Source organism: Paeniglutamicibacter sp. GQ140 (assembly GCF_059759235.1).
Genome location: NZ_JCAXDW010000004.1, coordinates 290,745 through 314,287, shown reverse-complemented (window position 1 = coordinate 314,287; position 23,543 = coordinate 290,745). Strand labels below are relative to the sequence as shown.

General features: G+C 66.6%; 16 protein-coding genes. 14 read left to right on the top strand and 2 right to left on the bottom strand.

The window, feature by feature from the left end; translation table 11 throughout:
• The first annotated feature begins 88 nt into the window (after positions 1 to 88).
• Both AC6CHY_RS08130 and AC6CHY_RS08125 read left to right on the top strand, forming a co-directional pair.
• Positions 89 to 4,903, top strand: coding sequence for an NAD-glutamate dehydrogenase (locus AC6CHY_RS08130; RefSeq protein ID WP_498226446.1), 4,815 nt, complete (start codon positions 89 to 91; stop codon positions 4,901 to 4,903).
• A 3-nt stretch (positions 4,904 to 4,906) separates the two neighbouring features.
• Entirely contained in the window at positions 4,907 to 6,379 is a 1,473-nt protein-coding gene (locus tag AC6CHY_RS08125) for a sensor histidine kinase (RefSeq protein WP_217389886.1), read from the top strand.
• Positions 6,380 to 6,479: 100 nt separating this feature from the next.
• Here AC6CHY_RS08125 and AC6CHY_RS08120 read toward each other — a convergent pair whose 3' ends face one another.
• The gene (locus tag AC6CHY_RS08120; protein WP_217389885.1) at positions 6,480 to 8,000 is read right to left on the bottom strand and encodes a LysM peptidoglycan-binding domain-containing protein; all 1,521 of its coding nucleotides are present in this window, start codon (positions 7,998 to 8,000) and stop codon (positions 6,480 to 6,482) included.
• Positions 8,001 to 8,200: 200 nt separating this feature from the next.
• Here AC6CHY_RS08120 and AC6CHY_RS08115 point away from each other — a divergent pair, with 200 nt between their 5' ends.
• Positions 8,201 to 8,557, top strand: coding sequence for an Rv2175c family DNA-binding protein (locus AC6CHY_RS08115; protein ID WP_217389884.1), 357 nt, complete (start codon positions 8,201 to 8,203; stop codon positions 8,555 to 8,557).
• 112 nt (positions 8,558 to 8,669) lie between these two features.
• Here the strand turns inward: AC6CHY_RS08115 and AC6CHY_RS08110 are convergent, their stop codons facing one another.
• Positions 8,670 to 9,776 carry a polyprenyl synthetase family protein gene (locus tag AC6CHY_RS08110; RefSeq protein ID WP_217389883.1) on the bottom strand — a complete coding sequence of 369 codons (1,107 nt, stop codon included), beginning with the start codon at positions 9,774 to 9,776 and terminating at the stop codon, positions 8,670 to 8,672.
• Positions 9,777 to 9,874: 98 nt separating this feature from the next.
• On the opposite strand from AC6CHY_RS08110, the gene dinB reads away from it, so the two are divergent.
• The 11 genes from dinB (at position 9,875) to ftsW (ending at position 23,515) form a co-directional block, all read left to right on the top strand.
• Positions 9,875 to 11,077, top strand: a complete 1,203-nt coding sequence (dinB, locus tag AC6CHY_RS08105; protein WP_498226445.1) for a DNA polymerase IV — start codon at positions 9,875 to 9,877, stop codon at positions 11,075 to 11,077.
• A gap of 175 nt (positions 11,078 to 11,252) precedes the next feature.
• On the top strand, positions 11,253 to 11,627 hold the full coding sequence (locus AC6CHY_RS08100) for an SCO2097 family morphological protein (RefSeq protein WP_217389881.1): 375 nt from the start codon (positions 11,253 to 11,255) through the stop codon (positions 11,625 to 11,627).
• Positions 11,628 to 12,215: 588 nt separating this feature from the next.
• Positions 12,216 to 12,644: a division/cell wall cluster transcriptional repressor MraZ gene (mraZ, locus tag AC6CHY_RS08095; protein ID WP_217389986.1), complete on the top strand. Its 429-nt coding sequence runs from the start codon at positions 12,216 to 12,218 to the stop codon at positions 12,642 to 12,644.
• Positions 12,645 to 12,816: 172 nt separating this feature from the next.
• Positions 12,817 to 13,812, top strand: coding sequence for a 16S rRNA (cytosine(1402)-N(4))-methyltransferase RsmH (gene rsmH, locus AC6CHY_RS08090; protein ID WP_498226444.1), 996 nt, complete (start codon positions 12,817 to 12,819; stop codon positions 13,810 to 13,812).
• 2 nt (positions 13,813 to 13,814) lie between these two features.
• Entirely contained in the window at positions 13,815 to 14,552 is a 738-nt protein-coding gene (ftsL, locus tag AC6CHY_RS08085; protein WP_498226443.1) for a cell division protein FtsL, read from the top strand.
• A gap of 76 nt (positions 14,553 to 14,628) precedes the next feature.
• Positions 14,629 to 16,461 (top strand): peptidoglycan D,D-transpeptidase FtsI family protein, encoded by a 1,833-nt coding sequence (locus AC6CHY_RS08080; RefSeq protein ID WP_217389878.1) that lies wholly within the window; start codon positions 14,629 to 14,631, stop codon positions 16,459 to 16,461.
• Entirely contained in the window at positions 16,461 to 18,086 is a 1,626-nt protein-coding gene (locus AC6CHY_RS08075) for a UDP-N-acetylmuramoyl-L-alanyl-D-glutamate--2,6-diaminopimelate ligase (RefSeq protein ID WP_498226442.1), read from the top strand. The genes AC6CHY_RS08080 and AC6CHY_RS08075 overlap by 1 nt, the downstream gene beginning before the upstream one ends.
• 13 nt (positions 18,087 to 18,099) lie before the next feature.
• Positions 18,100 to 19,578 (top strand): UDP-N-acetylmuramoyl-tripeptide--D-alanyl-D-alanine ligase, encoded by a 1,479-nt coding sequence (locus AC6CHY_RS08070; RefSeq protein ID WP_498226441.1) that lies wholly within the window; start codon positions 18,100 to 18,102, stop codon positions 19,576 to 19,578.
• Complete coding sequence (mraY, locus tag AC6CHY_RS08065; RefSeq protein WP_217389875.1) at positions 19,575 to 20,678, top strand: phospho-N-acetylmuramoyl-pentapeptide-transferase; 1,104 nt, start codon at positions 19,575 to 19,577, stop codon at positions 20,676 to 20,678. Before AC6CHY_RS08070 ends, mraY begins: the two co-directional genes overlap by 4 nt.
• Entirely contained in the window at positions 20,660 to 22,204 is a 1,545-nt protein-coding gene (murD, locus tag AC6CHY_RS08060; protein WP_217389874.1) for a UDP-N-acetylmuramoyl-L-alanine--D-glutamate ligase, read from the top strand. Before mraY ends, murD begins: the two co-directional genes overlap by 19 nt.
• Before the next feature lie 9 nt (positions 22,205 to 22,213).
• Positions 22,214 to 23,515: a putative lipid II flippase FtsW gene (gene ftsW / locus AC6CHY_RS08055; protein WP_498226440.1), complete on the top strand. Its 1,302-nt coding sequence runs from the start codon at positions 22,214 to 22,216 to the stop codon at positions 23,513 to 23,515.
• Positions 23,516 to 23,543 lie beyond the last annotated feature (28 nt).

Genomic DNA, 23,543 nt, shown 5'->3' with positions numbered 1-23,543 from the left:
GATAGTGTTGTAACACAAGCGTTGCGCAACGGAGCGAAACGCACACTCGATCCACGGAGGCGTTCTTTTGAACTCGTCGGAGTCCAGCATGTCCGAAACTTTCATCGCTGAGACACTCACGCCCAATTTGGTAGATACCTACTACGGGCAGTTGGCAGCGGAGGACGCGGCGGCGTACGCGCCGAAGCAACTTGAAACCCGGGTCGCGGCGCACCTGGCCGTCGGCTGGAAGCGCGAACCCAAGACGGCACGCGTGGCAGTCACCCGACATGCAGGATCGACCATTGCATACGTGGTCACCGACGACATGCCGTTCCTCGTCGACTCGGTCACCGCGGAAATCGTGCGGGAAAAGCTTGCCATCAACGTGGTCGTGCACCCCACGTTCCTGGTGACCCGCGACGCTTCCGACGGACACATCACCACCCTTCACACGGTTTCCGCCAACAGCCACCTGGCCAGCGGCGACACCGCCGCCATGCCCTCGATCTCCGCGCTGGTCGCCGAAAACCGCGACACCGCCATCGAATCGTGGATTTCCGTGGAACTGGGCGGGGACCCGAGCGACGAGGCCGTCTCCGCGCTGGTGGCCGGGCTCGAACGCATCCTGAAGGACGTCCGCGCCGCCGTCGAGGACTGGGTGCCGATGCGCAACAAGGCACACGAGATCGCCGATTCGCTGGCCACCGTCACCGGCGCGCAGGACATCCCCGACCTGGATGCCGCGATCGACCTGCTGCACTGGCTCGACGACGGGAACTTCACCTTCCTGGGCTACCGCGAATACGACCTGATCACCGAGAACAACGAGGACGTGCTGCGGCTGCAGGTCGAGTCCGGTCTGGGGCTGATGCGCAACGCGCAGCCGGCCAGCGGGCTGCAGCACCTGACCAAGCGCGGGCGGGCCATGGCCCGCGACAAGCGCGCCCTGGTGATCACCAAGGCCAACTCCCGCTCCACCGTGCACCGCGGGATCTACCTGGACTACGTGGGCGTCAAGCGCTTCGACGCCCAGGGCAACGTCAACGGCGAACGCCGCTTCATCGGGCTCTTCGCCTCGAGCGTCTACACCTCCTCGGTGCGCAGCGTCCCGGTGGTCCGCGAAAAGGTCGAGGCGGTGCTCAAGCGCGCCGGCTTCGCCCCCGACTCGCACTCCGGCAAGGACATCGTCACCATCCTGGAGACCTACCCGCGCGACGAGCTCTTCCAGATCTCCGTGGGGGACCTCACCACCACGGTGCTGGGCATCCTGCGCCTGCAGGAACGCCGCCGCACCTCGCTCTTCCTGCGCCCGGACGTCTACGGGCGCTTCATGTCCGCCCTGGTCTACCTGCCCCGCGACCGCTACACCACCGGCGTGCGGCTGCGCATCGAGAAGGAACTGACCGCGGCGTTCAACGCCGAGTCGATGGACTTCGAGGTCCGCATGTCGGAGTCCTCGCTGGTGCGCCTGTTCTACCGGATCCGCCTGCAGCGCCACGGGCTGACCCCGGTGGTCGACCGCGCGGCACTGGAAACCCGCCTCGTCGCCGCCGTGCGCTCCTGGTCCGAGGGCATCGCCGTGGCCGCCAACGAGCACTACGGCCCCGAACAGGGCACCGAGCTGGCCGCCCACTGGGCGGAGGCCTTCCCCGCCGCCTACCGCGTCGAGTTCGAGGTCGAGGACGCCCTGGCCGACATCGAGCGCTTCGGGCTCTATGAAAAGCCCGGCCACGTCGGGCCGGTGGTGAGGTTCTACGTGCCCGAGGAGGACGAGGACTCCGAGATCAACGCGCGGATGAAGCTCTATCTCACCGCCCCGCTCTCGCTCTCGAAGATCCTGCCCGTGCTGCAGGACCTGGGCCTGGAGGTCATCGACGAGCGCCCCTTCGCCGTGACCCCCTCCCGCGCCGAGGAGCGCTACCTCTACGACCTGGGGCTGAAGTTCCCCGCCGGAATCGACCCGCTGGCCGCCGAGCCGCTGCTCGCGCAGGCCTACGGCGCCGTCGTCACCGGCGAGGCAGAGTCCGACCACATGAACCGCCTGGTGCTGCTCGAGGGCGTGTCCTGGCGGCAGGTCGCGCTGCTGCGCGCCTACTGCCGGTACCTGCACCAGCTGGGCGTCTCGAACTCCTACACCTTCATGTCAGACACCCTGGTGGGCAACCCCGATGTCACCCACGGGATCCTGGCGCTCTTCGAGGGCACCTTCGACCCGACCCTGGGCGCGGAGGAGTCCGCCCGGGCCATCGAGGGCGCCCACGCGGTGCTGGCCGAGGCCCTGGAGAAGGTTCCGACGCTGGACGCGGACAAGCTGCTGCGTCGCTTCGTGAACCTCATCGAGGCCACGTTGCGCACCAACTACTACGCCGACCCGGCCGCGCTGGCCTTCAAGCTGATGCCCGGGAAGATCACCGACGCACCCTTCCCGCGCCCCAAGTACGAGATCTGGGTCTGCTCCCCGCGCCTGGAGGGCGTGCACCTGCGCTTCGGCGAGGTCGCCCGTGGCGGGCTGCGCTGGTCCGACCGCCGCGAGGACTTCCGCACCGAGGTCCTGGGCCTGGTCAAGGCCCAGATGGTGAAGAACGCCGTGATCGTGCCCACCGGCGCCAAGGGCGGCTTCTTTGCCAAGCAGCTGCCCAGCCCCGCGCTGGACCGCGCCGGCTGGATGGAGGAGGGCAAGGCCGCCTACCGGATCTTCATCCGCTCGCTGCTGGAAATCACCGACAACCTGGTGGCCGACGAAAACGGCGAACGCGTGGTGCCGCCGGCCAACGTGGTGCGCCTGGACGGGGACGACACCTACCTGGTGGTCGCCGCCGACAAGGGCACCGCGGCCTTCTCCGACATCGCCAACGCGATCTCCGAGGAGCGCGGGCACTGGCTGGGCGACGCCTTCGCCTCCGGCGGCTCGATCGGCTACGACCACAAGGCCATGGGCATCACCGCCCGCGGCGCCTGGGAATCGGTCAAGCGCCACTTCACCGAGTTCGGCGTCGACACCCAGACCCAGGAGTTCACCGCCGTCGGCGTGGGCGACATGTCCGGGGACGTGTTCGGAAACGGCCTGCTGCGCACCCGCACCATCAAGCTGCTTGCGGCCTTCGACCACCGCGACATCTTCCTTGACCCCAGCCCGGAACCGGCGGCCGCCTTCGACGAGCGCGAACGCCTCTTCGAGCTGCCCCGCTCCTCTTGGGCCGACTACAACAGGGACCTGATCTCGGCCGGCGGCGGGGTGTACTCCCGCGCGCTGAAGTCCATCCCGATTTCCCCAGAGGTCCGCCAGGCCCTGGGCCTGGGCACCACGGTCAGCTCGATGGCCCCCAACGAGCTGCTCAGGGCCATCCTGGGCGCACCGGTCGACCTGCTCTACAACGGCGGCATCGGCACCTACGTCAAGGCCTCCGACGAGTCCCACGCCGAGGTCGGGGACCGCGCCAACGACGCCATCCGCGTGGACGGGGCGCAGATCCGCGCCCGCGTCATCGGAGAGGGCGGCAACCTGGGCATGACCCAGCGCGGCCGCATCGAGGCGGCGCTGCACGGGGTCATCCTGAACACCGACGCGATCGACAACTCCGCCGGCGTCGACTGCTCGGACCACGAGGTCAACATCAAGATCTTCGTCGACCGCATGGTCGTCGCCGGGAAGCTGGCGGCCGAGGAGCGCGCCGACTTCCTGCACTCGATGACCGACGAGGTCGCCCGGCTGGTGCTGAAGACCAACTTCGACCAGAACGTGCTGCTGCTCAACGACAAGCAGGAGCTCGCCGCGATGTCCCCGGCCTACGAACGGCTCATGGACTGGCTGGAGGAGCATGCTGAGCTCGACCGGGACCTGGAGTTCCTGCCCTCCACCGAGGTGCTCGAGAACCGGCTGGCCGCCGGCGGCTCGCTGACCACCCCCGAGCTGTCGGTGCTGGTCGCCTACGCGAAGATCCAGCTGGCCGGCGCCCTGGCGGCGTCCGACCTGCCCGACGACCCCCACTTCGCCGCGACGTTGCGCAACTACTTCCCGGTGCAGCTTGCCGAGCGCTTCGGCGCGGAGCTGGCGAACCACCCGCTGCGCCGGGAGATCATCGCGACGGTGGTGGCCAACGACATGGTCAACATCGGCGGCACCACCTACGCATTCCGGGTCATGGAGGAGACCGGCGCCGACGAGGCGCAGGTCGCCAAGGCCTTCGTGGCGCTGCGCGAGATCTATTCCTTCGACGAGCAGATCGCGGCAATCAACGAGCTGCCCGCATCCTTCGACGCGCAGCACTGGTGCCGCCTGCACCTGGACCTGCGCCGGCTGCTGGACCGCGCGACCCGCTGGTACGTCCACCACGTGGACCGCGACGAGCCGGTCGACGGCGCCGTGGCCGCCTTGGCCCCGACCGTGCAGTCGCTGCGCCCGCTGGTCGGCTCGCTGCTGCGCGGGGTGGACGCCGAGCGCGCCGCCTCCTGGAAGGCCGAGGCCATGGGATGGGGCCTGGGCAGCGACCTGGCCACGCTGTGGGGAGAGCAGTTCGAGACCTTCGTGCTGCTTGACATCGCGGCGCTGGCCTCGCGCACCGGCACCGACGCCGTTGAGCTGGCCAAGGTCTACTACGTGCTCTACGACCGCTTCGGCGTGGACTCGCTGCTCGAGCGGATCACCGCGCTGCCGCGCGACGACAGGTGGAAGGCGCTGGCCCGCGCGGCGTTGCGCGACGACCTGTACTCGACGATCATCGACTTCACCCGCGACGTCGTGGCGGCGACCGACGGGGGCGAAACGGACCCGGCCGCACGGGTGAAGCAGTGGTTGGACGCGAACGCGGCTAATCTTGATCGTGCACAGAACATGTTCGCGGAAGTGAACCGCCTGGAACGCGATGACATGGCGTCCCTGTCGGTGGCACTGCGGCTGTTGCGTTCCATCGTACGGAGGTAAACCTTGGCCATCTTCACGGACCAAATTCGAGAGTCGGCCGATTTTGGTCCGGGGGATGAAGACTGGATCCACCTCCTGGTGGGGGACTGGCAGCTCATCGCGGACCTGGCGTTTGCCGACCTGGTCCTGTGGTTTCCGGTGGAGGGGACGTACAAGGCCCTGGCCCATGTGCGTCCCTCCACCTCGCACACCGTTTTCCACACCGACTTCGTGGGGGAGCGGATCCGCAAGGACCTCAAGCCGCTGGTCGAGCAGGCCTGGCGCACCCAGGACATCATGCGCTCCGACGCCGGGGCCCCCTCCTCGGGGGAGCACTCGATGCTCATCGAGACCGTGCCGATGGTCCGCAACGGGCGCACGCTGGCGGTGCTCTCGGTGCACTTCGACCTGGCCGGGTCGCGCATGCCCTCGCGCCTGGAACTGACCTACAAGCAGTGCGCCGAGGACCTGCTGCGGATGTGCACCCGCGGGCTGTGGCCGGACTTCGCCACGCCCACCGGGTCCCGCCGCGGCGCCCCGCGCGTGGGCGACGGTTTCATCCGGCTGGATGCCGACGCGGTGGTCCAGTACGCCAGCCCGAACGCGGTCTCCGCCTACCGCCGGCTCGGGGCCGCGGCGACGCTCGAGGGCAAGTCGCTCTCGGAGGCGACCATGGCGCTGGTCAAGGACCGCCGGCTCACCGACGAGGCGCTGCCGCTGGTCGTCTCCGGCAAGATGCCCTGGCGCACCGAGATCGAGTCGCTGGGGGTGACCCTGTCGCTGCGCGCGATCCCGCTGCGCAACGCCAAGGGGCGCTATGGCGCGCTGGTGCTGTGCCGCGACGTGAGCGAGCTGCGGCGCCGCGAGAAGGAACTGGTGTCCAAGGACGCCACCATCCGCGAGATCCACCACCGGGTGAAGAACAATCTGCAGACCGTCGCGGCGCTGCTGCGCATGCAGTCGCGCCGGATGAAGTCGGAAGAGGGCCGCCAGGGCCTGGACCAGGCGATGCGCCGGGTGGCCACCATCGCCGCGGTCCACGAGACGCTCTCGCAGGGGCTGAGCGAGAACGTCGACTTCGACGAGCTGATCGACAGGCAGTTCAGGCTCATCGTGGAAATCGCCTCGCCGGGGCAGAAGGTCAAGACCGAGCGGACCGGGGCCTTCGGACAACTGCCCGCGGAGCTGGCGACCCCGCTTTCACTGGTCATCAACGAGCTGGTCACCAACGCCGTGGAGCACGGCCTGGCCGAGCGTGACGGCACGGTGGTGCTGGACGCCGGACGCCGGCGCAACGCCGTGGGGGCCGACATCCTGCGGGTGGCCATCAGCGACGACGGGGTGGGCCTGCCCCCCGAGCCCCGGCAGGAGGGCCTGGGGCTGCAGATCGTGCGCACCCTGGTCACCAGCGAACTGAGCGGGGACATCCACTGGGAGGATCGCTCCGGCCCGGGCACCCGGGTCGTCATCGAGTTGCCGGTGGCGGCCAGGCGCTAGCCGCGGCAACCGCCGGAGCCGGCGGGGACAATGGCAAAAAGGCGGGTGTGGCCCGGTTCCGTGAGGGAACCGGGCCACACCCGCCTTGGGGGCCGGAAGGCTAGTTGAACTTGCTCCGGTGGGCCATGATGCTGGCCACGTACCGCTTGGTGTCGGCGTACATGCCGTTGCGCTTCACGCCGGTGGCGCCCTGGTAGTAGTAGGCGATGCCCAGTTCCACGGACGGTGCGGTGCGCTGGTGCGAGCGGATGATGGCCACGCCGGCGGTGACGTTGTCCTGCGGGTCGAGCAGGTCGAGCTGGCGCCCGACAAGTCCCTCGGCCCATTCGCCGGCCGACGGGATGACCTGCATGACGCCCACGGCGTTTGCCGGGGAGACGGCGCTCATGTTGAAACCGGATTCCTGGAAGGCATGGGCCATGGCCAGGGCCGGGTCCACGCCCATCTGGCGGGCCGTGCTGGCCACCATCGACTGCATGGCGGCACGGGAGGGCAGGTCCCGCGAGAGCAGCTCGCGCTTGTTGTCGTTCGCCGAACCCACCACGTCAGACTTGTAGGTGCGGCCCAGGAAGGAGTTGCCCACCAACGGCTTGGAGCTGGTGGGGTTGACGTCGGAGGACTGCGGGGCAGCCGATCCGCCGCCGTTGACCTTCAGCGTCCGGCCGATCTTCAGCACGGTCGAGTAGCTCAGGCCCGGGTTAAGGCGCAGGATGGTGTTCAGCGGGGTCCCGGTCTTCTGGGCGATGTGTCCGAGCGTGTCGCCCGAAACCACCTTGTAGCTGGAGCCGCCGGACTTGGCCTTGGGCGCGGACGGGGCCGCGGACTTGGACGGCGAGGAAGACGAGGAGCCGCTGATCTTCAACTTGTCGCCGGGACGGATGATGTCGCCGTTTGACAGGTTGTTCAGCTTCATGAAGGCGGAAACCGACATGTTGTGCCGGATGGCGATCATCGAGGGGCTGTCGCCCGACTTGACGGTGTAGGTGCCCTGCGAGCCGCCGGAGTTGGACGACGGGGAGGACTTTGCCGCGCCGGCGGAGCCGAAGCGGAGCGTCTGGTTGACGTAAATGGTGTCGTTGGCCGGGTTGCCCGCGGCGGTGCGCACCGCCGAAAGGGACACACCGAGCTTCTTGGCGATCGAGCCCATGACATCGCCCTGGGCGACCTTGTAGGTCTGCGCCTTGGCCGAGGAGCCGTTGTTGCTCGACGAGGCCTTGGGGGAGGACTTGGACGAGGAACTGCCGCCAAGGCGCAGCACCTGCCCGGGCTTGATCAGGTCCGAGGAGAGCTTGTTGAACTTCTTCAGGTCGCCCACCGAGACTCCGGTGCGGGCGGCAATGTGCGAAAGGGTGTCGTTTTTCTTGACCGTGGCGGTTCCGCCCTTTTTGGCCAGGGGAATGACCGACCCCGGAACGTGGGAGGCGACCAAATGAGCGCTGATCCGTGCCTCGGCAGCCTTCACCATCGCCGGGGTGGCGATCTTCGGCAGGAGGGCGTCGCGGGTGGGCAGCGGGGCTGCCTCGGCCGGGACTGCTAGGGAACCAAGGACTACCGCCGGGATTGCTGCCGTGGCAACGGCGCTGCCAATGGCTCTGACGCGATTGTTATGTGCAAGGGACATGGAGCGATCCTTTGGGTTGGGGCAAGGACGAATCGTTCGGTCGCAATTGAACTCACATGGGTGTGGCCCATGTGGGGTATGTGACTCATGGTGCGGTTGTGACTATTGTGAATTTACACCACGGAGTCGACATTGTGAAAGATCCCACGAGAAAATCATTCATTTGGCCCCAGAATGACCCGTATATGTGGCACGCTGGAATGGTGAGCAATCTTGAGAATCTTGTGGCCGAATGGCTGCCCCTGCCCGACCTGGCCGAAGCGCTGGACGTTTCCATCAAACGAGTCCATAGCCTGATCGATGAGCGGGCAATCATTGCCGTGCGCGTGGGCCCACGAAACATCCGCAGCGTGCCCGCGGCCTTCCTGCAGGACGGCGGCATTGTCGAGAGCTTGAAGGGCACGATCTCCGTCCTCAAGGATTCCGGTTATGAGGACCACGAGCTGCTGGTGTGGCTCTTTACCCCGGACGAATCGTTGGCCGGAACGCCCATGGACGCCCTGCGTGCAGGACGCAAGACCGAAATCCGCCGCCGTGCCCAGGCGCTGAGCTGGTAGCCAGCGAGGTTTTCAGGTGTCCGGCCGAACCGCCGACACCGTCCCAAGAGCGAAGGTCCCCTCCCGGGAAATTGGGAGGGGACCTTCGCTCTTATTGTTCTTCCTGGCGGGTTCAGGACGTGCGGCGAATCGCCGCCAAGCCAAGGGTCCGCAGTCCGTGGCGTGCCAGCGGCGCGACGGTGAGTTCCTCAAGTGCTGAAAGGCCCTGTTCGGAAAGCTCTGCAATCGAGGCCTCGGTGGCGGCCAGCGCCCCGCAAGACTCCAGCAGGGTGCTCATGCGCCTGACTTCGTCTTCCTGCAGGTCGTCCGCCCCAAGCCGCGACTGGATGAACGCCTGGTCCGCCTCGGAGGCCAGGGTCAGCGCATGGGCGATGATCTCGGTGCGCTTGCCCTCGCGCAGGTCATCGCCGGCGGGCTTGCCGGTGATGGCCGGGTCTCCGAAGACGCCCAGGACATCGTCGCGCAGCTGGAAGGCCTCGCCCAGCGGCAGCGCAAACCGGGAGTACTGGTCCAGGAGATCCTCCGGGGCGCCGGCCAGCGCGCCGCCGAGAAGCGTCGGGTTCTCCACGGAGTACTTCGCGGACTTGTAGCGCACGATGGTCCGCGCCCGCTTGACGGCCTCGGCCGGCCCGTAGGAGGGGCCGGCTGACTCCTCCAGGACATCGAGGTATTGTCCGGCCATCACCTGGGCGCGCATGCGGTCGAAGATGGTCCGTGCCTCGGGAACCATGGGGTTGATGGTGGCGAACAGCTGTTCGCTGAGCGAGAGGCAGAGGTCCCCGGCCAGGATGGAGGCTGCCTCGCCGAAGCGCGAGGCATCGCGGTGCCATCCCGAGGCGCGGTGCATGGACTCGAATCGACGGTGCATGCTGGGCTGGCCCCGGCGGGTGTCGGAGCGGTCGATGAGGTCGTCATGGATCAAGGCGGCGGCCTGAAAGAGCTCGATGGCCGCCCCTGCCTGCACGATGTCGGCGGCCTGGGCGTCGCCGCCGGCCCCCAGGTACCCCCAGAAGGCAAAGAGCGGACGCAGGCGCTTTCCGCCCCGCGTCAGGTCCTCGATGGCGGTGACGATTTCCGCGGCCGCCGGGGCGATGTCCGAGATGACTTCATGCTGTTCTGCAAGGAAGGTCGAGAGCAACGTCTCGAGCCGTTCCGAGAAGCCTGCGGAAAGTTCCCGTGCCTGTTCGGGGTCGGAGGTGTCCGCAGCATAAAGTGTCATGATTCCCATCCAAAGATCGCGCAGCGTGGTGTCACCTTAACTCTAGCCGGGCCGCCGCCGCACATCGGATTGTCGGACCCGTTGGCTAGACTTCATCCATGGTTCAGGGCAAGGCACGGGCGATACTGCATATCGACATGGATGCCTTTTTCGTATCGGTGGAGCTGTTGACCCGGCCCGAACTGGTCGGAAAGCAAGTGATCGTCGGGTTTCCGGGGGAGCGCTCCGTCGTGCTCTCTGCTTCCTATGAATGCCGTGCCCTGGGCGTGAAATCGGCCATGCCGATGTCCGTGGCCATGAGGATGGCGCCGCACGCCGTCATCATCAAGCCGACACATTCACTGTATTCGGCATACTCCGCCCGGATCATGGAGATCTTCCGCGACATCACCCCGTTGGTGGAGCAACTGAGCGTCGATGAGGCCTTTCTGGATGTGACAGGCAGCATCCGCCGTCTGGGTCCCCCCGAGGCAATCGGCCAAATGATCCGTGCGAGGCTGCGCAACGAGCTGGGCCTGCCCGCTAGCGTGGGACTCGCCGCCTCGAAGTTCGTGGCCAAGGTCGCCTCCACCGGGGCCAAGCCCGACGGCATGCTGGTGATCCGGCCCGAGCAGACCCTGTCCTATTTGCATACCCTGCCCGTTGGGGCCTTGTGGGGAGTCGGAGCCAAGACCGCCGGGGTACTGCGAGAAATGGGCATCACCACCGTTGCCCAATTGGCGCAGACGCCCCGGGACACGCTCAGCAGGAAGCTGGGGGCAACCGGGATCCACCTGCACAATCTCGCCTGGGGGCTCGATGACCGATCGGTGGAGACCGAACGCGAGGAAAAGAGCATCGGGGCGGAGGAGACCTTCGCCATCGACCTGTGGGACGAAGCTGCGTTGCGCCGCGAGATACTGCATCTCGGGCATCGCGTGGCGGCTCGACTGCGCGAGGCCGGGAAGGTGGCAGGGGTGGTGGCGTTGAAGCTGCGCTACAGCGACTTCTCCACTCTTTCGCGCAGCAGGACGCTTCCGGTGCCCAGCAACGCGGCAGGGGACCTTGTGGGAGCCGCCGAGGGCCTGCTGGAAAAGCTCGGCACACGACCCCAGGCCGTGCGGCTCGTGGGGATCCGGGCGGAAAAGCTGGGGCACGCCGGGGGCGGGATGCAATTGAGCATCGACCCGCGCGATGACAATTGGCGGGCGGCCGAGGCAACCATGGATTTAATCCGGTCCCGGTTCCCCGCGGGCGCCCTTCGGCCGGCATCACTGCTGGACCATGGGCAAAATGAGAAAAAACCCGGGCAGCCATCTTGACACATTCGCCGTGAGTCTGCCCAGAGTTGAATCCTGACTACCTTATTAGCGAGTTTCGGGACTATTCTGGAAGTAGACGTTAGCCAGCCGGATCGGCCGGGAACATTGCCAAGGCGTACAACGTTCAAGTAGGTAAAGGCGAAAGCCGGGACCGTGAAGTGAAGGGGAAGAGACGATGCCACTTTCCGAGCATGAGCAGCGTCTTCTGGAGCAGCTGGAAAAGCAGCTACATGAGGACCATCGCTTCGCCTCGACGATGAAATCTGCGTCGACGGCGGGGAACTATTCAACGCGCAACCTAGCACTGGGTGCGTTGATCGGTATCGTTGGGCTTGGTGTGCTGATCTTTGGCGTTTCAAGCCAAGTGATCATGGTTGGCGTCCTGGGTTTCATTGTCATGTTTGGCGGCGTGTACCTGGCTCTTTCGCGCAAGGGCGGCACCAAGAAGAACGGCGCCCCCGGAGCCGCCAAGAATCCGCAGAAGCCCGGATTCATGAGCGATCTGGAAAACAAGTGGGAACAGCGCAAGCGTGACGAGCACGGTTCCTAGTACTCGATAACAGATTCGCCGGAGCTTCACGCTCCGCCACAACCTTTCGGCCAAGGCCCCGCAATCGCGGGGCCTTGGCTTCTTAATGCCCCGGCGGTTCCGGACCCAACGGGGCGCGGCTCCATCGGAGTGCGCCACTGGCCGGGTGCCCGCAGGAAGTGAAATTCCCCTCCGCAGGGGCCGGGGGATGTCGGCGACGCGCCGAGTATGACCAATCGGCGTAAATTTTATTCCCCGCCAGTCGCGCAGCCCCACAGTGGCCGCCCCCGTTTTCCTCCACTTTGCCCCACGTCCACCGCTCCGCGCCGGGCCCCTCCTGCCGTGGTTCGCTGAATTGCCTTATGAATCGGGGTTTTTTCAAAATCTCCAATGTGTCGCCCGTCACCCAGTGTTTTCTGGGAGTTTGATCTGAATAAGATCCCCTCCACTTCGCCCCCCGCTGGAATTCCGCGGAAAATCAACAGTTTTCGTTCTATTTTCACGCCAAAATGCCGGATCGGTCGTTGACAGTGGAGGGTTGTGGAGTAAAGTGGAGCGAAATAGAGGGGAATGGAGCAAGTTGCTTCTTTCAACCGGGAGGCGGTCTGTATGTTCCTTGGAACGTATACGCCGCGCCTGGACGAGAAGGGGCGATTGATCCTCCCGGCCAAGTATCGGGACGAATTAGCCAATGGTTTGGTTCTGACTCGTGGCCAGGAACGCTGCATCTACGTCTTTAGCCAACGTGAATTCGAGAAGCAGCATGAGCAAATGAGCCAGGCTCCCATCTCGTCACGCCAGGCGAGGGACTATGCACGTGTTTTTCTCTCCGGTGCTTCGGATGAATTGCCGGACAAGCAAGGGCGGGTCACCATTCCGTCCATGCTTCGAACATATGCGGGGCTGGACCGCGAGGTCACAGTGATCGGCGCGGGCAACCGGGTCGAGATTTGGGATTCCACCGCGTGGAATTCCTACCTCGAACAACAGGAGAACGTGTTCTCCGAAACGGATGACGAAGTACTTCCGGGGTTCTAGCCACAACACAGTGGTTGTAAGCCCGAAAGTGGCTTGGATGAGATCTCCAGCCGCCCGTGCAACGCGCATCCTGACTCCACTTCCCCGGAGCCAGGCTGGGCCACAGCGGGTCGGAGGGGGATCTGATTCCAGCCAAAACCTGAAGCACAACGCCCACGCGAAAGGGGGAGCGGTGAATTTAGACGGAGCCGCAGAGCGACCCGCCTCGGAACGCCATGTTCCAGTACTGCTCGATCGATGCGTAGGGCTTTTGGAGCCGGGGATTGAAGCCGGCATTGCCGCGCGCGGCCGTGCCGTGGTCGTGGATTGCACCCTGGGCATGGGTGGACACTCGGAGGCCCTGTTGCAGCGGTTCCCCGACCTCCACCTGATCGGGCTTGACCGTGACGAACAGGCACTGGCCTTGGCCGGGGCTCGCCTGGAACCCTATGCAACCCGCACGGACCTCGTCCATGCCATTTACGACGAGATCGCCGACGTCGTGGACGATCTCGGGTTTGACGGGATCGACGGCGTGCTCTTTGACCTTGGGGTTTCCTCCCTGCAGCTGGACGAACGGGAGCGCGGCTTCGCCTACTCCTACGACGCGCCGCTTGACATGCGCATGGACACATCGCGCGGCCCAACCGCGGCCGACATCGTCAATGAATACAGCGAAGCGGAATTGGTGCGCATCATCCGGGCCTGGGGCGAGGAAAAGTTCGCCGGACGCATCGCCTCGGCAATCGTCGAGACACGCAAAACCAAGCCGTTCAGCACCACGGAGGAGCTGGTCGCGGCCATCCGCTCCGTCGTTCCGGCCGCGGCCGCCCGCACCGGGGGACACCCCGCCAAGCGGACGTTCCAGGCACTTCGCATCGAAGTCAACGAGGAACTCGACGTGTTGGATCGGGCCATTCCGGCAGCCATGAATTCCCTGCATGTCGGAGGGCGGGTGGTGGTGATGAGCTACCACTCGCTGGAGGACAAGATCACCAAGCGGCATTTCGCCGCCGGATCCAAATCCTCGGCACCGGCGGGTTTCCCCGTCGAGCTGGAGGAGCACAAGGCGCAGTTCAAGGTCCTCACCCGGGGAACCGAGAAGCCAACCGACCAAGAAATCGCAGAAAACTCACGTGCAGCCTCAGCCAAGCTGCGAGCCGTGGAACGCATCCTGAAGAGGAGCTGATTATGAGCAACCGGACACCCAACCGCGTACGTTCTCGCGTCATCGAGCTTCCCGCAACCCAGGGTGCCAACGCGCTCAGCCATGCCCCGCAGCCCGTGCCGGCGACCCGCCCCCAGGAACCGGCAGCCAGGCGCCGCACGACGCTCTCGGTGGTTCCGGCGCTCGGGTCCAAGCGCCGGGTCCCGTTCATCGTCTCGATCTTCGCCCTTGTCATCGCCTCGGTGGTGGCCGTGTTGCTGATCAACGTGTACATTGCCAACGGCCAGTACACGGCGGTTGACCTGCGTGGGCAGGAACGCACGCTCTCGCAGGAAAACGAGGCGCTGCGCCAGGAGGCCCTGTACCTAGGAGCGCCCCAGGTGGTCGCCAAGAAGGCCGCCGAACTGGGCATGGTCAAGCCCGGCGCGCCCGCGGCCATCAACCTGGAAACCGGAAAGGTCAGCGGGACAGCGACCGCGGCCGAGAAGCCGGCCAAGGACGCCTCAGCAAAGGCCCTCGCCCTGAAGGCACCCGCGAAGCCCGAGGCCCCGGTCGCCGCGAAGGCCCCGGCCCCCACCGCGGTGCCGACAACCCCGGCGATTGCGCCGGAGGCCCCGGCGGACAACTGGGATGCAGCAAATACCCCGGTTTCCAAAGCCGACGCCCCCGAGACGACCGACGGTGCCCGCCCCAAGTTTTCCAAGTCCGAGCTCAACGGCGGAACGATCCCGGCGCCGAGCCTGAAGACCCCGGGACAATAGGGGTATCTTGGATCCCGGGCCATCCCCGGGCCACGACTAGCACCACCACGCCCACCCGGTATGAGCTGAGGACAGTATGCCCAAAAAATCCGCATCCAACACCGGAGCCACGCATCCGCGCCTGCGCATGGTCGTGGTCTTCGCGTTGGTACTGCTCCTGCTTATCGGCGGCCGCCTGTTCTTCGTCCAGTCGCTCAATGCCCAGGCGGTCGCGGCCGACGCGGTCAAGAATCGCACCCGGGTCCAGGAAACCCAGCCCAAGCGCGGACAGATCCTGGATACCAAGGGCACCATCCTGGCCACCAGTGTCGATCGCTATGACCTGGTCATCGACCAACGCAAGGTCAATGCGGACAAGCCAATCGTCCGCAACAAGCCGTCCGGCGGCGCCACCCGCGAAAAGGTCAGCATCGAACAAGCCGTGGGCGAGTTGGCCGGAATCCTCGACCAGGACGTCAACACTGTGCGCACCGCCATCGTCGGGGATCCCGGGGCCAAGAAAAACGCGTATTCGGTCGTGGCCAAGGGCGTGACGCCCGAAGTGCGCAACGCGGTCATGGAACTTCGCATCCCCACCCTGACCGGCCAGCTTCGCAGCGAGCGGCAGTACCCCAACGGGGTTGTTGCAGGACCGCTGTTGGGATTCGTGAAGAACTCCGAGGACCAGCAGTCCCACAACGGCGCCGAAGGCCTGGAACTGAGCCAGAACGATCGCCTGACGGGAACCGCCGGAACGCGCACCTACGAGATCGGTGCCGACGGCGTGCGGATCCCCGTGGCGGAAATGACGGAGGTGCCGGCGGTCGACGGCCAGGACATCAAGCTGACCATCGACGGCGACATCAACTTCATCGCCCAGGAAGAGGCCCTGAAGAAGCAGAATCAGTTCAACGCGGATTGGGTCTCCGTGATCGTCACCGAGGTGAAGACCGGACGCATCATCGCCATCGGGGACTCAAACCAGATGGACCCCAACGACCCCAGCGCGACCGAGGCCCGCTTCCGCACCTCGGCCTCGATCACCCAGGCCTTCGAGCCGGGTTCCACCGGCAAGATGCCCACCTTTGCCGCGGCACTGGAGGAGGGCGTGATGAAGCCCACCGACGCGTTCAGGGTGCCCAACGCCTACACGATCAACAAGGAAACCATCAACGACTCGTTGAAGCACTCGACCTACGACATGACGGCCGCGGGCATCTTTGCCCGCTCCTACAACACCGGCACCGTCATGATCGGCAACAAGATGAGCAACGAGACGCGCTACAAGTACATGAAGAAGCTCGGCCTGGGCAAGGCCATCAACATCGGACTTTCCGGGGCCAGCCAGGGCATCCTTGCGGCCCCGCAGGACTGGGAACGCCGCCAGCAGTATGCGACCATGTTCGGCCAGGCCTACACCCAGACCGCGCTGCACACCGCGCAGATCACCCAGGCGATCGCCAACGGCGGCGTGCGCATCGACCCGACGCTGATCGATTCCTTCATCAACCCCGACGGCACCGTCGAGAAGGCCGCCGCGCCCAAGAGCGAGCGGGTGTTCTCCGAGAAGACCTCGAAGGAGATGCTCAGGATGATGGAGACTGTGGTCCAGGAAGGCACCGGCACTAAGATGGCAGTGTCCGGTTACCGCGTTGGCGGCAAATCGGGCACCGGCCAGGCCGCCGGACCCAACGGCGGCTACGACGGGTACACCAACTCGTTCGCCGGCGTCGCCCCGCTTGACGACCCCGAGATTGCAGTCGTGGTCACGATGTACCGGCCCAAGGGAAACTGGAAGTCGTGGTCGGTTGGCGACACCTTTAGCGAAGTCATGAGCAAGACCCTGAGCGCCTACAACGTTGCGCCGAGCAATTCGAAGCCCAACGGCTACGACGTGTTCATCGGATCCGAACAAAAGAAATCTTGGTAATGCCTGAAGCCCTCACCCCCCGCGCGGCGGAAGCCCTGCTGCGTCCACTGGACAATAGCGCCACCACATTGACCGCAATGCTCGAATACCTGCATGAGACCGGGCGCGGCGCGAACATCATCGGAGACGGCGGGGCGACGGTCACCGGGATCTGCCTGGACTCCCGCGCCGTGCAGCCCGGGGACTTGTATGTGGCCGCGCCCGGTGCCCGGTTCCACGGAGCGCAATTCGCCCAGGCAGCCCTCCAGGCCGGCGCCGCCGCCATCCTGACGGACATCGAGGGCGAGGCCGCCGCGTCGGCCCTCGGGCTGCCGGTGCTGCTGGTGGACCAGGTCCGCGAGGTCATCGGGGAACTCTCCGCCCTGGTCTACGGCACCGATGAGTCATGTCCCGAACTCTTCGGGCTCACCGGCACCAACGGCAAGACCACCACCAGCTACATGATCCGCTCGGTGCTCCGCGCCCTGGGGCGGGAGACCGGCCTGGTGGGCACCATCGAGATTGCCGCCGGGCAGACACCGATCCCCAGCATCCTCACCACGCCCGAGGCCCCCCAGCTGCACGGCCTGATGGCACGCATGCGGGAACTGGGCGTCGCAGCGGCAACCATGGAGGTCTCCTCCCACTCGCTGTCCTACCGGAGGGTCGACGGACTGCGCTTCGCCGTCTCCGGCTTCACGAACCTCACCCAGGACCACCTGGACCTGCATGGCTCCATGCAGGAATACTTCGACACCAAGGCGCTGCTCTTCGACCTGGAACGCAGCGACCGCGCGGTGATCACCGTGGACGACGCGTGGGGACGGAAGATGGCCGCACAGGCCACGGCCGAGGTCTGGACCCTGGCCAGCGACCCGGCGACCGACGCCGACTGGGTCATCGACAACGTGGTCCCTGCCGGGCTGGGCCACAGGTTCCAGCTGCGCGGGCCCGAGGAGACCGTCCTGGAGCTGGGCACGGGACTGCCCGGGGACTTCAACGTCTCCAACGCGGCCCTGGCCGTCCTGATGGTCCTGGCGTCCGGGGTCGACCCGGACCGGCTGCAGGAGGCCCTGAACGAGGCCAATCCGCTGACCGTCGAGGTGCCCGGCCGCATGCAGGTCATCGCCGAGGCCCCGGCATCCATCGTCGACTTCGCCCACAACCCCGACGCCCTGGCCCGTGCCCTGGCCTCGGTGCGCTCGGCGGAACCCGGATCCCGGGTGATCGTGGTCTTCGGGGCCACCGGTGAGCGCGATGCGACCAAGCGCCCGATCATGGGAGCCGTGGCCGCCAGACACGCAGACGTGGTCATTGTCACTGATGACGACCCGCACTCCGAGGACCCCGCACCCATTCGGGCCGCGGTGGCTGCCGGGGCGCGTGCGGAAATCCAGGCGCAGGGCCTGCGCACCGAGGTCCGGGAGATCCATCCGCGGGCCGCGGCAATTGCGGCGGCAGTAGCCCTGGCGGGGGAACGGGACACCATCCTGGTGGCCGGGCGCGGCCACGAGGTATTCCAGGAAGTCATGGGCGAGAACCTGGAACTCGACGACCGCGAGGAACTGCGCCGGGCACTGCTGGCACACGGCTTCAGCCCCCTGTCGGCCGTTTCCGATTCCTTCGATCCCACGGATGAAGGGTAAAGTCCTAGGTGCCATGATTGATCTTCTTTCCGCCGAAATCGCCGAAATCACCGGCGGGCGACTCACCTCAACGGCTAGCGCCGACACACCCGTCCTCGGGGTCGACACCGACTCGCGCAGCTGCGAAACCGGCTGGCTCTTTGTAGCCAAGCCGGGGGAGTCCTCCGACGGGCACCACTTCATCGACGCTGCCCTGAAACAGGGGGCGGTGCTGGCCCTGGCCGAGCGCGAGACCCACTCCGCCGACGGTGCCCTGCACCCCGCGATCATCGTCCCCGACGCCGTCATCGCCATGGGCCAGATCGCCGCCGCCATCGTCGAGCGCCTCAAGGCCTCCAACGGGTTGCGGGTGGTGGGCATCACCGGCTCGGCCGGCAAGACCACCACCAAGGACCTGCTGGCCGCATTACTGGAGAAGCTGGGCCCCACGGTGGCACCGGTGGGCTCCTACAACGGCGAGGTCGGCGTCCCGCTGACGGTCTTCCGGGCCACCGCCGAGACCAAGTACCTCATCATGGAAATGGGTGCCACCGGCGTCGGCCACATCCGCTACCTCACCGACATGGTCCACCCCGAGGTCGGGGTGGTCCTGGGCGTCGGCTCGGCCCACGCCGGGGAATTCGGCGGCATCGAGAACATTGCCAAGGCCAAGGGCGAGATGGTCGAGGCCCTGCCCGCGACCGGTCTTGCGGTGCTGAACAACGACGACAACCTCGTGGCCGCCATGCGCACCCGCACCGTGGCCCCGGTCCGCCCCTTCGGCGTGCAGCGCACCGCCGAGAACTCCGCGCCGGGAGTTTGGGCCCGGGACCTGGACGTCGACGCCGACGGCCACCCCGTCTTCACCCTGGTCGCGGCCGATTCCTCGGAACACCCGGTGACCAGCGGGCTCATCGGGCGCCACCACGTGGCCAACATCCTTGCAGCCGCCACCGTGGCGGAGTACCTCGGCCTGGCTCCGGCGACGATCGCCGCGACCCTCCAAGGCCTGGGCCCGACCAGCCGCTGGCGGATGGAACGCATCGAACGGGCCGACGGGGTGAGCATCATCAACGATGCCTACAACGCCAACCCTGACTCGATGCGGGCTGCGCTGCGCACCCTGGCCGAACTCGGACTGCCCGACGCGCAGGGCAACGCCCGGCGCACCTGGGCCGTGCTGGGTGAAATGCTCGAACTCGGCGAGGACTCCCGCCACGAACACGACATGCTGGGCCGCATCGCGGTCCGCATGAACATCAAGAAGCTGCTCGTCGTGGGGCGCGGTGCCAAGCTGGCCTACAACTCCGCGGTGCTCGAGGGCAGCTGGGGCGACGAGGCGTACTACGCCGAGGACGCCAGGGCGGCCGCGCGGATCCTGAACGAGAACCTGCTTCCCGGGGACATCGTGCTCTTCAAGTCTTCCAACGGCTCGGGGCTTCGGCACCTGGGCGACCAAATTGCCGAAACTACCAGCGGTGCTTCCGCCGCAAAGGAGGGCTCGGCGCAGTGATTGCTCTAATCATGGGATCCGGCATTGCCTTGATCTTCACGATGGTCATCATGCCATTGTTCATCCGCATGCTCACCCGCCGGCAGTACGGGCAGGTGGTCCGCGACGACGGCCCGACCAGCCACGCCACCAAGTCGGGCACCCCCACCATGGGCGGGGTCATCATCATTGCCGCGGTCATCCTCAGCTACTTCGCCACCCACGGGCTGCTGGCCCTGATGCAGCGGCCCTCCTCCGGCATCACCGCCAGCGGCCTGCTGGTGCTGTTGCTCTTCGCCGGCATGGGACTGGTCGGGTTCCTGGACGACTTCATCAAGATCGCCAAGAAGCGCTCGCTCGGCCTGCGGGCCTGGGAGAAGATCGTGCTGCAGGCCGCGGTGGGCATCGGCTTCGCCGTGCTGGCGCTGAATTTCCCCAATGCCCAGGGGCTGACCCCCGCCTCGACGGCGATCTCCTTCCTGCGCGACACCAACGTGGACCTGGCCTTTGCCGGCCCGCTGCTCGGGCTGGTCCTGTTCGTGCTGTGGTCCAACCTGATCGTCACCGCCACCACCAACGGCGTGAACCTCACCGATGGCCTCGACGGGCTGGCCACCGGCGCCTCGATCATGGTCTTCGGCGCCTACACCATCATCGGGATCTGGCAGCAGAACCAGGCCTGCGGCGTCAACGTCACCTCGAACGTCTGCTACACCGTCCGCGACCCCATGGACCTGGCGATGCTCGGCGCGATCCTTTGCGGCGCGCTGGTCGGGTTCCTGTGGTGGAACGCCAAGCCGGCCAAGATCTTCATGGGTGACACCGGGTCGCTGGCCATCGGCGGCGCCATCGCCGCCTTCGCCATCCTCTCCCGTACGCAGATCCTGCTGCTCGTGCTGGCGGGCCTCTTCGTCCTCATCGCGCTCTCGGTGATCATTCAGGTCGGGTTCTTCAAGCTTTCCGGCGGCAAGCGCGTCTTCAAGATGGCTCCGCTGCAGCATCACTTCGAGCTCTCCGGCTGGGCCGAGGAGAACGTGGTGGTACGGTTCTGGATCCTGGGCGGGCTCTTCGTGGCCGCCGGCCTGGGGATCTTCTACTCCGAATGGGTCGTGGCCCTGTGACCCGCGCCAGCCTGGACCACCTCACCCGCTGGGAATCGAACTGGGCGGGACTGCGGGTCGTCGTGGCGGGCCTGGGCCTGTCCGGCTTCTCCGCCGCCGACACGCTGATCGAACTCGGTGCCCGGGTCGTCGTCATCGACGGTGCGGACACCGAGGTCAACCGTTCGCGGGCCGACACCCTGAAGATCGTTGGCGCCGCCGACGTGCTTCTGGGTGCTGGGCACACCGACGCGCTGCCGCCCATCGACGGCCAGGCGCCGCAACTGCTCATTGCCTCCCCGGGCTGGAACCCGCGCCAACCCATGCTCGCCGCGGCCGCAGAGGCCGGGATCGAGATCTGGGGCGACGTGGAGCTGGCCTGGCGGGTGCGCGAGAAGGAAGGGCGCAAGCTGGCCGAGTGGGTCGTCATCACCGGCACCAACGGCAAGACCACCACGGTGGGCATGACCGAGTCGATCCTCAAGGCGGCAGGGCTGCGCGCCATCGCCGCCGGCAACGTCGGCACCCCCATCCTGGATGCGGTCCGCGACCCGGAGGGCTTCGACGTGATCGCCGTGGAGCTCTCCAGCTTCCAGCTGCACTTCACCCACTCCATCTCCCCGCTGGCCTCCGTGGTGCTGAACATCGCCGAGGACCACGTGGACTGGCACGGCGGGTTCGAAAACTACAAGGCCGACAAGGCCAAGATCTACGAGCGCACCCGCGTCGCGGCCATCTACAACGCCGACGAGCCCGTCGTGGAGGCCATGGTCGAAAATGCCGACGTCGTCGAGGGCTGCCGCGCGATCGGCTTCACCACCGGAGTCCCGTCGCTGAGCATGGTCGGGGTGGTCGAGGACCTGCTGGTGGACCGCGCCTTCATCGAGGACCGGCGAAACTCCGCCGCCGAACTCATCGCCCTGGACCAAATCGGCGAGGTCGTGCCCCGGCACACCGCCGCCAACGCCGCGGCAGCCGCCGCCCTGGCCCGGGCCTGCGGCGTCGAACCCGCGGCCGTGGCCGCGGGACTGTCCGGCTTCGATTCCGGGGACCACCGCATCCAGGCCGTTGCCCGCCGCGACGACGTGCTGTGGATCAACGACTCCAAGGCGACCAACCCCCATGCCGCCGGCGCCTCGCTGGGGGCCTTCTCCTCCGTCGTGTGGATCGCGGGCGGGCTGTCCAAGGGCGTGGAATACGACGAATTGGTATCGTCCCATGCCAAGCGGCTCAAGGCCGTCGTGGTCATCGGCACCGACACCGCCAAGCTGCTCGGCGCCCTTGAACGACACGCACCGCAGGTGCCGGTGATCATGGCCGAGGTGCGCGAAAATGGTGTCGAGGGCGGCGCCGGAACCACCGGCACGGCCAGCGGCTGGGCCGTGATGGCGCAGGCCGTCAAGGCGGCCGCCGGGATCGCCGAGGCCGGGGACACCGTGTTGATGGCGCCGGCGGCGGCATCAATGGACCAATTTTCCTCATACGCACAACGCGGCAATGCCTTCATCGACGCGGTCCGTGCGCTCATGGGGGACGACCCCAGGTAAGGAGCAGTCGTGAGCGGCACATCCCGCAGCCCACGGGGCAGGAGCGCCAAGGCCGGCACCGCAGGCCCCAAGCGCGGCCGGGGTCGGGAACCGCGTGGACTGGCGAAGTGGTTCACCCGCATCGAGGACCCCTCGCTGCGCGGCGCCCAAATCAACTACTACGTCGTGCTGGGCACCACGCTGGCGTTGACCTTCATGGGCCTGATCATGGTGCTGTCCTCTTCCTCGGTGGAGGCGATCGCGCGCAACCAGTCGGCCTTCGACGCCTTCTTCAAGCAGTCGCTGTGGGCGCTGGTCGGCGTGGTCTGCCTGGGGTGCATGCAACTGATTTCCCTGCCGACGCTGAAGAAGCTGGCCTGGCCGGCACTCGGGGCGGCGGGGCTGTTGCTGGTGCTGGTGCTGCTCATCGGGCAGGAAATCTACGGCAACAAGAACTGGATCTACTTCGGTCCCTTCTCGGTCCAGCCCTCCGAATTCGCCAAGGTCGCCCTCGCCCTCTGGGGCGCCTGGGTGGTCGAGCGCAAGGCCAAGCTGATGGACCAGTGGAAACACGCGGTCATCCCGCTGCTGGCGCCCTTCGGGCTGCTGGTGGTGCTCCTGGTGCTGCTGGGCCGCGACCTGGGCACCGCGCTGATCCTGCTGCTGATCCTGGCCGTGGTGATGTTCGTCGGGGGTGCGAAGGCCAAGCTCTTCGGCATCGCGGGCCTCATCGGCGTGGTGGGGATCGTGGCGATGGTGCTGCTTGCCCCCAACCGCATGGGCCGGATCCTGGCCTGGCTGCACATCGCCTGCGGCGACGGACCCCAGGACTATTGCTACCAGGCCGAGCAGGGGCTCTTCGCCCTGGCCTCCGGCGGCTGGTTCGGCGTGGGCCTGGGCCAGTCGCGGCAGAAGTGGTCGCACATCCCCGAGGCCCAGAACGACTTCATCTTCGCGGTGCTCGGCGAGGAAATGGGCCTGCTGGGCACCCTCTTCGTCATCGTGCTCTACGGGATGCTGGCGGTCGCCATGTACCGCATCGCGGTGCGCACCGGCACCGTGTTCGGGCGCGTTGCCATCAGCGGCATCATGGCCTGGCTGATTGGCCAGGCCTTCATCAACATCGGCATGGTCACCGGCCTGCTGCCGGTCATCGGCGTCCCGCTGCCCTTCATTTCCTCCGGCGGCTCGGCCCTGCTCGCCGCCTTCCTGGGCATCGGGGTGGTGCTGTCCTTTGCCCGGGAACAACGCGTTAGACTGCAACCGGCCGGAACCCCGCGCGGCATGGCTGCCCTTCTGGCGAAGCGCCGTGCGGCCAAGGAATCCGCCTGAAACACCGATCCCTCCGAAAGTAGTGCAC

What these genes read in the sequence shown, in the direction of transcription:
- AC6CHY_RS08130 (WP_498226446.1), top strand. Translation starts at nt 89, where the DNA reads ATGTCCGAAACTTTCATCGCTGAGACACTCACGCCCAATTTGGTAGAT.
- AC6CHY_RS08120 (WP_217389885.1), bottom strand. Translation starts at nt 8,000, where the DNA reads ATGTCCCTTGCACATAACAATCGCGTCAGAGCCATTGGCAGCGCCGTT.
- AC6CHY_RS08115 (WP_217389884.1), top strand. Translation starts at nt 8,201, where the DNA reads ATGGTGAGCAATCTTGAGAATCTTGTGGCCGAATGGCTGCCCCTGCCC.
- AC6CHY_RS08110 (WP_217389883.1), bottom strand. Translation starts at nt 9,776, where the DNA reads ATGACACTTTATGCTGCGGACACCTCCGACCCCGAACAGGCACGGGAA.
- dinB (WP_498226445.1), top strand. Translation starts at nt 9,875, where the DNA reads ATGGTTCAGGGCAAGGCACGGGCGATACTGCATATCGACATGGATGCC.
- AC6CHY_RS08100 (WP_217389881.1), top strand. Translation starts at nt 11,253, where the DNA reads ATGCCACTTTCCGAGCATGAGCAGCGTCTTCTGGAGCAGCTGGAAAAG.
- mraZ (WP_217389986.1), top strand. Translation starts at nt 12,216, where the DNA reads ATGTTCCTTGGAACGTATACGCCGCGCCTGGACGAGAAGGGGCGATTG.
- ftsL (WP_498226443.1), top strand. Translation starts at nt 13,815, where the DNA reads ATGAGCAACCGGACACCCAACCGCGTACGTTCTCGCGTCATCGAGCTT.
- AC6CHY_RS08080 (WP_217389878.1), top strand. Translation starts at nt 14,629, where the DNA reads ATGCCCAAAAAATCCGCATCCAACACCGGAGCCACGCATCCGCGCCTG.
- AC6CHY_RS08075 (WP_498226442.1), top strand. Translation starts at nt 16,461, where the DNA reads ATGCCTGAAGCCCTCACCCCCCGCGCGGCGGAAGCCCTGCTGCGTCCA.
- AC6CHY_RS08070 (WP_498226441.1), top strand. Translation starts at nt 18,100, where the DNA reads ATGATTGATCTTCTTTCCGCCGAAATCGCCGAAATCACCGGCGGGCGA.
- murD (WP_217389874.1), top strand. Translation starts at nt 20,660, where the DNA reads ATGGGTCGTGGCCCTGTGACCCGCGCCAGCCTGGACCACCTCACCCGC.